This window comes from Acidobacteriota bacterium (assembly GCA_016196065.1).
In the GTDB taxonomy this organism is placed as follows: Bacteria; Acidobacteriota; Terriglobia; order Terriglobales; family Acidobacteriaceae; genus Acidiflorens.
On the sequence record JACPYL010000008.1, the window covers coordinates 69,363 to 81,607 of the forward strand.

Sequence of the window (12,245 nt, forward strand, 5' to 3'; positions counted from 1 at the left end):
GACCTGACCGGAGTCAAGTCCCACCCGTGGAGGAAGGCTGAAGATCAGAAAATGATCTTCAAAGCGTACTGAATTTCACGCGGACCGCGGTCTCTTGTGATCTGACCAAAGTTGCCTTGGCCATTGCCCGGAATCGTGTTGGGAACCCCGGGATCGCGGTTGGCATTTTGCGGATCGGCAAAGCCGCTGAAGGTATACGCCGCCGTATTGACGTCGTGCCCGAAGCACGCTGTCGTGTACGGCTGGTTAAGGTGTACGACACCCTCGGAGTCCTTCACATTCTCGAAACGCACGATGTTGTTGTCGGCGTTGCAAGCGGTCGCGCCATTCGCGAGCTGGAAGTTATTCTGATCAGCCCGGAATTGTGTCTTGTTGAACAGGTTGTAGAACTCCATGCGGAACTGGACGTTGACTCGTTCGCCCAACTTGAAGTTCTTGTACAAGGAGAAGTCAGTGTTGGCGATGCCAGGTCCAGAGCAGGATCCAACACCAGAATTTCCGAAGCCACCAATTTGGTAGTTGTCCAACGTGAAGGCATTCGGGTTATACCAGTCATGTGCGGGGCCACCATGCAACCTGCAGTCCTGGAGCACACGATTCGGCTTCTGGTTCGTACCGTACCCGGTTCCCTGAAGGCCACCCGGTGCCGATGCGATGGAGTTAGCGCCAAGTCCCGTGTCACCTAGGTTAGTGTCAGAGTTAAAGTTGTGGATCCCGTTTCCTGCGCCGCCACCCAATCCGAAAATGCTCTGACTCGGACCGCTGGCGTACTGCAGAATGCCGCCCGCTTCCCAGTCGCCAGCAATTGCCCGGAACACTCCGTTATGACCCTTGAACGACGGGAAGTTGTAAACGATGTTCGAGACAAAGACGTGCGGACGGTTGATCGGCGTCGGGCCGTAGTCCAAATTCTGATTTGAAATATCCGTAATCGTGGTCGTACTGCTGGTGTTGCCGCTGTTGGTGATGTCCGTGTTGGCCAGCGACTTGGACCAGGTATAGGCAAATTGCGCATCCACCGACTTCAGGCGTGTGCGATACAACGCTTGCAGAGCGTTATAGTTCGAGCGCGCTGTCCATTGGGCGTAGTTGATCGAACCGAACGAACCTGCGAAGCGATCCGAGTTGCTGTTGTTCAGCGCAAAGTGCAGACGATTATCGGGCAGCACTGCGTTCGCATCTGCGTACGACAGCACATTGTTTCCGCGGTTCCCGACATAGGCCACTTCGAGTTTGCTGTCCCGATACAACTGCTTTTCGAACGTGAAATTCCATTGCCAGGTGTTCGGCATCACGTTTCTTGGATCAAGTCCCCAGCTCGGAGACGCGGAGGCCGTCAAAGATCCCGGCGCCACCGATCCGCTCAAGTGACGACTTCCGCCGGCAGCGAGAGAGAACGGTGAGTTCGTTGCGATGTACAGATAGTTCGACAAGCGCTCGCGTTGGTAGAACTGCCCGATGCCGCCGCGGAATACCATCTTGCCGTCCCCTTTCGGGTCCCAGGCAATACCGATGCGGGGCGCGAACATATGATTGTTGTTGTCCTTGAGCGAACGATTCTGTCCGGGCGTTGATCCGGCTGGATTCACGCCTTCCGGCAACTGCGAACAGGGGTCCGTTCCCGGCACTACCAACAGACCGTTACAGGGAATTCCGCCCAAGTCGGGGTTGTAGAGGCTGCGCTGCCAGCTGGAAATCTTGTCGACAGCGCTGTACGGGTTCCGCAACCGAGAGTAACGGACTCCATACTCCAGCGTGACGTTCCGGCGTACCTTCCAGGTGTCCCCGAAGTACCACTCGAAATCGTGCCAGCGAGTCTGCACAAACGGGTTTGTCTGGCTTTCGCCGAAGCCCCACGTGGTCTGATCCCACAGTGCATTAAAGGTACCGTTCTGCGTGTTGTTTGCGTCTACTCCCCAGTAGTTCGCCGCTTCTCCCGACGACCCGCCAGACAATTCATTCTTTTTGTTGTTGCTGGCCAGGAAACCAACCTTAAAGGTGTGGGCTCCGTGCACTTTCGAGAAGTCGTCTTTCAGGATGTAAAGTTCTTCGTTGTTGTGCCACGGACCCATGTTCCAGAGGTTCTGGTCGCCAGCGCCATTTCCTAGGCCACCCCAGAAGACCGGATAGCCCATGTTGGCTCCCAGGAACTTGCCTTCAATCGGGAAATAGGTGTTATAGGACTGGTTGATCTGTTGCACGATGCCGGGGTTGTCTCCGCCAACGCTCACAGTGATCCGGTTGGCTGCATAAGACAACTGGAAGTCGTTCACCGCCGTGTTACCCAGAAGCTTGGTGACCTTCACGGTCGCCTGGTAACCGGGTTGGATCCAGTTCGGATCGACCGACGGATAGTTATCATCGCCCCAATATCCCAAGGTGCTGGGGGAGGGCTGGTTCCAGTGGTCCTGCGTGTAGCGACCCATGATGCTCCAGGTCTTGCCCAACTTGTAGTCTGCCCGGATATTTTCTTCGCGCCAGTAAATCGGAGAAGCCAACGATACCGACCAGTTGTGGTGGCAATCGGAAGGATTCGCGATGTTCGGATCGGGGAACAGGTTCACCAGCAGTTGTCCGGTGGGCGACACTTGAGGCAGGCCGGTATCGGGATCGAGTGGTATCGAAGTGGCCGGGGAACCGTTCACTGTCGGTGTATTCTCGCAAGCCTCTCCATTGACAACGCGAAGGTTGGAGAAGTCGCCATTCTTTTCTGCAACCGTCGGAACGCCCGCGCTGCGGGCGGCTCCGCGAAGTTCACGGTTCCATTCCTGCGACCAGAAGAAGAACAACTTGTCCTTCACGATCGGTCCGCCGAACGTGTAGCCGAAATCGTTGCGGCGCAGTTTGTCTTTGCCGATACCATTCAGGTTATTGAAATAGTCGGCGGCGTTCAGTGCGTCATTGCGGCCAAAGTAAAATGCTTTGCCGTGGAATTGATTCGTTCCACCCTGGGTCACGATATTGATCACCGCGCCCATCGCCTGTCCGAATTCCGGACCATAGCTGTTGCGGAGAATCTTGAATTCCTGAATGGCGTCGATCGAGGGGTATACAAGGATCGTGCGGTTCGATCCGATGTCGTTGTTGTTGACGCCGTCAACCAGGAAGATGTTGCCGGTTGTATTGTTTCCGTTCACGGAAAAGTCAACGCCAGCTTCGAGACCCTTGTGCTTGGAATCGAAGTTCGATGCGGGCGAGACGCCGGGCATCAACTGCGTCAACTGCGCGAAGCTGCGGCCGTTCAACGGCAGTTCGCGAACCTGATTGCCTTCGACGACGTTGCCGACGGCGCCGGTCGCGGTCTCAACCTGCACGGCGTTGGCTTCGACCGTCATTTGTTCCGAGGCGCTGCCAACGGTCAGCATCGCATTCACGGTCGTCGTGCTGGAGACGAACAGCTGCACGCCTTTGCTGACGTACTCTTTGAAGTTCGCCTGCTTGATCGTGATGTCGTAGCTGCCGGCGGGCAATTCCGTGATCGAGTAATCGCCGGTCGCGCTCGTCTTGGCGCTGCGCGACGTTCCGGTGCTCGGATTCGTCGCCGTCACGTCAGCTCCGGAAACAACCGCTCCGGCCTGATCCGTAACCGCACCAACAATGCTTCCAGTTGTTTTCTGCGCGAACAACGGCAGGGAAAGGACTACGCAACATAACACCACCAACAGCAGCCTAATGGAGCTCCGCATCGCTCAAGCCTCCGCACCTAAAAATCGATTTTCTTAACTTCTGAACAGATTTTTGGTTCCACACACGCCAGCGTCATTAAGGGCTATTCCATTTTTTTTGTCAAGAAGAAAAATCGATTATGTACATCTCCGTAAACGTTTCCAATAAGGGGGTACTAATACGAAAGTATTATACCAATTTCGGGATGCAATTTTCGGCCAAATCCTGCGATATCCGTAAATTAGGAGGGGTCCGCCGTTTTTTTCATAGCGAAAAAAAATCAAAAAAAGTTTCGGCGCCGGTGTCACTTTTGGGCTTCCGACCCTGCTTTTTCGTCGGTGACGCTGCGCGCAACTCGGTCACCGTAGGACTTCAGTTGACCAGGTAAGAGGGCGTTCAGACGTTCAAATTCCGCTCGGGATTCTTGCGCTTCCGAGGCTCGTCCGGCCTTGGCATAAGCTCGCGCCAGGTTGAAATGGACCCTCGGACTATTCGGCGAATAACGGCGCGCCGTCTCCAACTCGCGGATCGCCGCTGGAATGTCTCGCTCGTCCAGAAAACTTCTTCCCAGCAGATACCGCGCCTCCGAAGACTCCGGAGCCAGTGCAACGGCCTTCTTTGCATCTGCCAATGCGTTCGCTGAATGATGCTGCTGCAACTCGATTGACGCCAGCCGGATATATGACAGAGCGTTGTCCGGATTCAGCCGCGTTTCTTCCCGCAATTGCACTTGCGCTTCGTCGTACATCGAAGTCGCCGCCAACGCGTCTCCGTAGGCGTAGTGCAGGAAAAGTGTCGTTGGATATTCCTTCAGAAGTGTTTCGATAATTGGAAATGCTTTCTCATAATGACTGTCCGAAAGAAATGACGCCGCTTCCCCGGCCTTGCGGACAAGTTCCTTCTGCTCGGGCTTGACCTGTTCGGGAAGTGCGGGAATCCTGAGCAAAGCGATTCCCATTGCGAATTGAATCTCGTCTTGCAACCCACCTGGCGCGATCTCGGGAACCAGCAAGTCAAGCGCGCGATCGAACTCTCCGGTGCGATTCAGCAGGAGCGCAAGATGGTAGCGTGCGATCCTTACCGCTGCCGCGTTTCCGGTGAATCCGAATGTGCGTGCTCGTTCCAGGTGCACGAGTGAATTCTTGTAGTCCCTGGTTTCAAACTCGCTCAGTCCCAGCAGAGTCCATGCATCCGGTAGCCTCGCGTCGAGAGCGACTGCCTGCTGCAACGCCGACACCGCCTCCGCATGTTGCGCCTGCATGTATTCGATCGTGCCCACTTGGCGCCATCCCTCCGGCCAAGTGGGCCGAAGCGCGAGCGCACTACGATACGCGGTTGCCGCCTGCTCCAGTCGCCCTGCACGGCGTTCCGAGTCAGCCAGTCGTGCCAACTCCTCAAAGCTTCCACTGGCAGCTGGCGCCGTGCTCTTCGAATTTTCCTTGATGGCGCTTCGACTGAGTGCATACCGTGCCACCTGCGCGCCATCCGCTTCAACGGCTTGCTTCGCGAGTTCGTGCGCTCGTTGCGACGCTGTCGCCGCCTCTTCTTGTTTCTTCTGCGCGCGCAACACGTTGGCCAAAGCGTCGTAGACCAGAGCCGATCGCGGTGTGATCCGAGTCTCTTCCCGAAGATGCGTTTCAGCCTGCGGATACTGCGCGGAAGCAGCCAACATCAATCCATATTGATAGTGCAGATAAGGTGTGTCCGGATAATCGCGCAGCATCTGCTCCATGCTTCGCGCTCCTGCCTCGGTCTGATGATCGGCCAGTAGAACTGCTGCTTCGCCCGCCGCGTGAACCAGCGCATCTTTCGCCGGATCCGCCTGCGACGGCAGGATCGGAACGCGCAGGAATGCGAGTCCGAGCGAGACCCTGATTTGATCGGTGAAGTGATTCGGACCGAACGCGCTCACCAGCACTTCAGTCGCCTGTTCGAACTTTCCCTGCAGGTTGAGCAGCAATCCAAAATGATAGAGCGCCACCTTCTCAACGTCCGGACTCTCTACAAACCCAAGTTCCCGCGCCTTCTGCAGGGCGGAAAATGAGCCGCGATAGTCGCCAGTCTCAAATTCGCTGAGACCCAGAAACGCCCATGCGGGACCAGCCTTCGGCTGCAACGCCACCACCTTGCGCAACGCTGGTACGGCTTCATCAAACCGATCGGCGTCATACAGGATTGTCCCGAGATACCACCAGCCTTCGTCCCAACTCGGGCGAATATCCAACGCGGCTCGATAGTCGTGGATTGCCTCGTCGATCTGGCCCGCGTCGCGAGCCGCATCCGCTTTCACCACAAGACTTTCAAAGCCCGCCGCATTCGAATGCGTCTGCGCAACGCTCCACGAAACGCAAATGAACAGCGGGATGGTTGCCGCGCACCGTAACGCAAGCCGGAAAAGCGAAGAACTGCCAACTTTTGGCATTGGCATGGGAATGAAGTCCCGCACGCTGCGAGAAGTGCGATGGTAGCACGTGGGTTCGGGCGCGAAAATGCTGCGCCTGTTGCCGAGTATCCAACCGGTCCAGCGATTCGAATGTGGTAAAAAAGGACTCCATGCGCGTGCGCACCCGACTGCCTAAACCGTCTCTGGTCTCTCGGCGCAGGTTTCTACACGGACTTGCCGGGGGAGTCGGATACTACGCTTTATCGCGCGCCGCAATGGGACAAGCCCAGCCCGCGCCGCCCATGTTCGAAGAAATTCCACCGTCCGCCAGTGGGATTCACTGGACCCATTCTGCCGCCCGTTCCCCCGAAAAACATTTGCCGGAAGCGACCGGCCCCGGCTGCGCCTTTCTCGACTACGACAACGACGGCTGGCTTGATATCTATCTGGTAAATAGCGGGAAATCCGATTTCTACACACCTTCCCAACCGCTACGCAATGCTCTCTATCACAACAACCGGGACGGCACATTCACGGATGTCACTGAGAAAGCCGGAGTGGCCGGGGGCGGTTTCGGCATGGGCGTCGCTGTCGGCGACTATGACAACGACGGCTTTCCGGATCTTTTCGTGACGCAATACGGGCGCAGCATTCTCTATCGCAATAACGGAAATGGCACCTTTACTGACATCACGGAGAAAGCCGGCCTCCGCGTCCAAGGATGGGCGTCGCACGCGGTGTGGTTTGACTACGATAACGATGGACGTCTCGATCTGTTCGTTGGCCAGTTTGCAGGATTCGATAAAGCGAACGGATGCGGCGTCAGCGCCGACGGCAAACGCCATTACTGTATCCCGCGTGTCTTCCCTTCCCGCCCCAGTTGGCTTTTTCACAACAATGGGGATGGGACGTTCACCAACGTCAGCAAGGAATCCGGCATCGCTGCGTCCCTCGGCAAGGCCTGGGGAGCAGTCGCTACCGACGTCAATAACGACGGCCGCATGGACTTGTTCGTAGCCAACGACACCATTGGGAATTTCCTCTTTATGAATCGCGGCAATGGCCGTTTTGAAGAAGCTGGCTTGCGCGCCGACGTCGCCTATAGTGCCGATGGACGTGCCCGCTCCGGCATGGGCGTCGATTCCGCTGATTTCGATAACGACGGTTGGATGGATCTGTTCGTCTCCAATATCGACGAGGAAATCTTTTCTCTGTACCGCAACAACCGCGAAGACGGTTTCGACGATCAAGCCATGCACCTCGGAGTCGGCATGGCCACGCGCTGGATGAGCGGTTGGGGAATAAAATTCATCGACTATGACAACGATGGCGACCTCGATTTGTTTCTCGCCAATGGATTCCCTGACGACCTGGTCGAAGAGTTTTCCAGCAAGGTGAAATATCAGGAACCCCTACTGCTGTTTCAGAATGCTGGTGGCAAATACAAGAATGTCAGTGACGTTGCCGGACCGGTCTTCGGCAAATCGTTCTCCGCGCGCGGCATGGCGGTAGGGGATTTCAATAATGACGGCGGCATCGACGTGCTCGTCGCCGTCAACGATGGCCCACCGTTGCTCCTGCGAAATAATATTGGCAAAGAAAATCATTGGCTCGGCGTCAAACTCGTTGGCACGAAATCGAATCGCGACGCAGTCGGTGCCCGCCTCACCTACAAGGCCGGCGACCTGACACGCAGCCGCATGAAGATTGGTGGAGGAAGTTTTCTGTCTTCCCACGATCCGCGCATGTTGTTAGGTTTAGGCAAGCGCTCCAAATTGGACTGGCTCGACGTGCAGTGGCCTCAGCCCGGCGGGCCCGTCGAACGTTTTACGGACGTGCCCGTCGACCGCTACATCACGATTGTTGAAGGCTCAGGCAAATGGAAATGAGACGGCGATCTCGCGTAAAACACGACAGAGTGAGGGTGGTCCGGGATCGATGTCTCCTGATGCTCCTCGTGCTGTTGAACGGGCTCGCGTCGGCGCAAATCCAACCCGGGCAAGGCTCCGCCTCAAGCGGCCCCGAACTTCGCATCATCATCTTGAGTTCGCAGGCAGAGGCCGAAAGGCTCTTGCCGCGCCTGCAAGCCGGAGAAGACTTCGCCGCACTGGCTCATCAATACTCCATCGACCCTAGCGCCAGCGATGGCGGTTCCGTGGGATCCGTCGATACCCAGACGCTGCGCACCGAACTCCGCGATGCATTGAAAGACGCCACCCCCGGACAGATCAGAGGGCCAATCAAAGTTGCCACTGGCTTCGCCATCGTAAAGGTTGAAGCGCCGCGCACCGCTGCAGCAGTGGACGCCACTGCGCCCGGTCAAAGTCCGCCGGCCGCAGTCACCGGAACTGGCCTGGGCATGACACCGACCGCGTTGCTGGCGCTGGCCGGCCGCGGCAAGATTACTTATCCACCCGACGTTTCCGGAGCCGTTGAAGTTGAAGTCGCTTTCAAGAACCTACCCAAGCCGGGGGACTGGGACCGCGATTTGCATCGCGTCTGCGAGGTTCGAAAGGAAACGCTCGCACTCGCCGTGACCCACCTCAGGCAATTGCTCGACCCAAAGGACCCTGACAGCTACGCCGTCACGCGTCCCGACGAAGTGGGCCGGGTCCGTTTTTCATTGGCTCAACTTCTCGCCTATCAGGGCGAGATGGACTCCGCTATCCGGGAGTGGCTGGAAGCCTATAAATACGCGATCGCGAAATCTCCGAAGATGGTTTCCGAACTGGAAGAGGTGCTCGGCACCGCCTACTTGCACAAGTCGGAAATGGAGAATGACGTTTACCGCAAGCCTGGAGAACGGTGCCTGTTCCCTCCGCGCAAGCCCAGCCGATATCAGAAGACGGAAGACTCGGAGCGTGCGGTCCAATTCTTTACGCGTTTTCTCGAAAAGAAGCCGGACACTCTGGAAGTGAAGTGGCTCCTCAATCTCGCCTATGTGACTTTGGGAAAGTATCCGTCCGGCGTGCCTGCGAAGTATTTGATCCCGCCATCGAAGTTCGAGCCGAAGCTCGATCCGAATGAGAGTGTCGGGCGATTCATCGATGTTGCACCCGCCGCTGGACTGAATTCTTTTTCCATGGCGGGCGGAGTGATCGTCGATGATTTCGACAACGACGGGTTCCTCGACGTCGTCACCTCCAGCTACGACCAGTGCGAGCGCATGCACTTCTTCCATAACAATGGAGACGGCACCTTCACCGATCGCGCCATCGAAGTTGGACTGAGCGACCAACTTGGCGGCCTGAATCTGATTCAAACGGATTACAACAACGACGGCTGCCTCGACATCTTCGTGCTGCGTGGTGGATGGCAAATGCCGATGCGTCCTTCCCTGCTGCGCAACAACTGCAACGGCACGTTCACGGATGTAACCCAGGCTGCCGGCCTGTCCGACTCGATCGCATCGCAGACCGCCGTCTGGGCCGACATCGATAACGACGGACTCCTCGATCTCTTCATCGGCAACGAGCAGGGACCGAGCCGCCTCTATCACAACAAGGGCGACGGCACGTTCGAGAACATCGCTGCGACAGCAGGTGTGGACAAGACCGCCTTCTCTAAGGGTGTGGCGGCTGCCGACTACGACAACGACGGCTACCTCGACCTCTATGTCTCCAATCTCAGCGGAAACAATTTCCTCTACCACAACAATCACGACCGAACGTTTACGGAAGTCGGCAAGGAAGCTGGAGTCCAGGCTCCGTGGATGAGCTTTGCGACCTGGTTTTTCGACTACGACAATGACGGACTGCCGGACCTCTACGTGAACAGTTACTACATGTCGACGGAAGAAAATTTAAAGAGCCAGTTGGGCCTGCCGCACAACGTTGAGAGCTTGAAGCTCTATCACAATGAGGGCAACGGGAAATTTCGTGACGTCAGCACCGAAGTTGGCCTCGATCGCGTCTTCAATCCGATGGGCTCGAATTTCGGTGACATCGATAACGACGGCTTCCTTGATTTCTATCTCGGTACCGGCACCCCGCCCTACGGTGACATTCTTCCCAATAAGCTCTTTCACAATGTGAACGGGAAGAAATTTGTGGACGTCACCACCTCGTCGGGCACGGGCGAGATCCACAAAGGACACGGCGTCGCCTTCGCCGACCTCGACGGTGACGGAGCCGAAGAAATCGTGGCCGAAACGGGCGGCGCAGTCCCCGGCGACCGGCACGCCATCCGCTTATTCCAGAATCCCGGCAGCAAGAATGACTGGATTACCCTGCACCTGGTCGGAGCTAAGAGTAATCACGCAGCGCTGGGCGCACGAATTAAGGTGACCGTGCAGGACGAAGGCCAGGAACAACGCTTCATCTACCGGACCGTGGGCAGCGGAGGCTCGTTTGGCGCATCGCCCCTGCAACAGCACATCGGCCTCGGCAAGCACGCGCGCATCCTGAACATCGAGATCTGGTGGCCCGCCACGAATACGCGGCAGAACTTCTCAAACGTGGACAAGAATCAGTTCATCGAGATCACAGAATTTGCCAAGGACTACACCAAACTGGAGCGGCGGCGCGTTTACCTCGGAGGAAAGCCAGATGCCAGGGGGAACAAACAAACCGCTGCGGCGAGCAGCATCCAAACAGGTACGACGAAACACTGAGACTCCGATCAATGAGCACCCGGCACTTCAATCTCGAGCGATGGATTCTGGTCGCAACCCTTGTAACCCTGCATTCGCTCGCACGCGCGGAGCAGCGACATCCCACCAGCGGCTTGGTTTTGAGCGTCGATCGTGCCCGTCACACGATCGTCGTCTCCTGTAACGCTATTCCGAATTTCATGGACGCGATGGTGATGCCCTTCTCTGTCCCCGACGCGAAGTCACTTGATCCACTGAAAGAAGGATCACTGATCGATTTCACATTGGTGATCGTCAAGGGCGCGTCTCACGTCGAAGACATCCGCGTTCGTCTCTACGACAGCGCCGAGCGAGAACCTGCCAAGGCTCGCCGCCTGAAAAACCTAGAAGAAGCTCTACGCGGTCCCGTTCATCGCCTCGGCATCGGACAAGCCGTCCCCGATTTCGCGCTCACTGACCAAGTCGGGCGACCGTTTCACTTTCGTGAACTCGCCGGAAAAGTTATCGCGCTCAATTTCGTCTACACCCGATGCGCCCTGCCGGAATATTGTTTTCGTTCCACCAACAATTTCGGAGTCCTGCAGAAGAAGTACCAAAAGCGGCTGGGAAAAGATCTCGTGCTGCTTACCATAACCTTCGATCCGATCCACGATCAGCCCGGAGTCCTGAACGACTACGCAAAGACCTGGAAAGCCGATCCCGAGACGTGGCACTTCCTCAGCGGCCCGGCCGGCGATGTGCAGCATGTCTGCGATTTATTCGGCGTGAACTATGTCCCCGATGAAGGCCTGTTCGTCCATAACCTCCACACCGCCGTCATCGACCGCGACGGCAAAATGGTCGCCAACCTTGAAGGCAATGATTTCACCGCCCAGCAGTTTGCCGATCTGGTAGGAACGGTCCTCGACCGGAAATAGCTTTTCAGCTCGCGGCTTTCAGCCTCAGCCGGGCCATACACGAAAGTAACCTATCCACCAACGCCGTCTCGTCAGAAGATGGATTCAGCCCTTTTAGTTCCGGGCGCACGTGGTCATCATGCCGCAGAAAATCATGGACGTTCTCATGCTTGGTCGCTGTTCGCACGAATTCGCCTGGCCCCGTCGCGCCGCCAATGGAGAGTATTACCAGGTCTGTCTCCAATGCGCTGCCGCTTATCAATACGACTGGAAAACCATGCGCCGCGGAAACCGGGTCGAGACTCCAGTGGCGGATACAGCTGCTGTCAAGCGGCGTTCCAGTGCGAAACAACCGACGTGGGTTCCACGCGCACGGCGCCTGAAGCTCGACACACCCATTCGCTTCCGGGTGAAGAATCTCAGCACCTGGTTTGAAGGCGTGATCCAGAACATCAGCCAGTCCGGCGTGTTGTTCCATGGGCCGCAGCAACTGCCCGCGAATGCACTGATCGAAATGGTTTTTGAAATGCCGGAAGAAATTTCGGGACAGAAGAACAGTACCGTTCTCTGTCAAGGACGTCTGATCCGCGCCAAGGAAGCACGCGCCACCCACGACGGATCCGTGCTCGCAGCCTCCATCCTGGATTACAAGTTTTTACGCCAGGACTCATCGCCGCAAGTCTGATCTCCTCACTACCGGCAGCGCCTA

Annotated in this window: 6 protein-coding genes; 4 read left to right on the forward strand and 2 right to left on the reverse strand. The window is 56.9% G+C overall.

All coding sequences use genetic code 11. The features are described 5' to 3' along the window. Positions 1-44: 44 nt before the first annotated feature. Together HY010_01445 and HY010_01450 are read right to left on the reverse strand one after the other, a co-directional pair. Positions 45-3,686, reverse strand: coding sequence for a carboxypeptidase regulatory-like domain-containing protein (locus HY010_01445; protein MBI3474367.1), 3,642 nt, complete (start codon positions 3,684-3,686; stop codon positions 45-47). A gap of 284 nt (positions 3,687-3,970) precedes the next feature. Next, complete coding sequence (locus HY010_01450) at positions 3,971-6,094, reverse strand: tetratricopeptide repeat protein (GenBank protein MBI3474368.1); 2,124 nt, start codon at positions 6,092-6,094, stop codon at positions 3,971-3,973. A 125-nt stretch (positions 6,095-6,219) separates the two neighbouring features. Here HY010_01450 and HY010_01455 point away from each other — a divergent pair, with 125 nt between their 5' ends. The 4 genes from HY010_01455 (at position 6,220) to HY010_01470 (ending at position 12,221) form a co-directional block, all read left to right on the forward strand. Further along, positions 6,220-7,938, forward strand: coding sequence for a CRTAC1 family protein (locus HY010_01455; GenBank protein MBI3474369.1), 1,719 nt, complete (start codon positions 6,220-6,222; stop codon positions 7,936-7,938). A gap of 59 nt (positions 7,939-7,997) precedes the next feature. Further along, entirely contained in the window at positions 7,998-10,661 is a 2,664-nt protein-coding gene (locus HY010_01460; protein ID MBI3474370.1) for a VCBS repeat-containing protein, read from the forward strand. A gap of 11 nt (positions 10,662-10,672) precedes the next feature. Beyond that, positions 10,673-11,557, forward strand: a complete 885-nt coding sequence (locus HY010_01465) for an SCO family protein (GenBank protein ID MBI3474371.1) — start codon at positions 10,673-10,675, stop codon at positions 11,555-11,557. A 118-nt stretch (positions 11,558-11,675) separates the two neighbouring features. Beyond that, positions 11,676-12,221, forward strand: coding sequence for a PilZ domain-containing protein (locus tag HY010_01470; GenBank protein ID MBI3474372.1), 546 nt, complete (start codon positions 11,676-11,678; stop codon positions 12,219-12,221). Positions 12,222-12,245 lie beyond the last annotated feature (24 nt).

Bases quoted from the DNA above. Each gene is read 5' to 3' on its own strand.
- HY010_01450 (MBI3474368.1), bottom strand. From the start codon at position 6,094: ATGCCAATGCCAAAAGTTGGCAGTTCTTCGCTTTTCCGGCTTGCGTTA.
- HY010_01460 (MBI3474370.1), top strand. From the start codon at position 7,998: ATGCTCCTCGTGCTGTTGAACGGGCTCGCGTCGGCGCAAATCCAACCC.
- HY010_01445 (MBI3474367.1), bottom strand. From the start codon at position 3,686: ATGCGGAGCTCCATTAGGCTGCTGTTGGTGGTGTTATGTTGCGTAGTC.
- HY010_01455 (MBI3474369.1), top strand. From the start codon at position 6,220: ATGCGCGTGCGCACCCGACTGCCTAAACCGTCTCTGGTCTCTCGGCGC.
- HY010_01465 (MBI3474371.1), top strand. From the start codon at position 10,673: ATGAGCACCCGGCACTTCAATCTCGAGCGATGGATTCTGGTCGCAACC.
- HY010_01470 (MBI3474372.1), top strand. From the start codon at position 11,676: ATGCCGCAGAAAATCATGGACGTTCTCATGCTTGGTCGCTGTTCGCAC.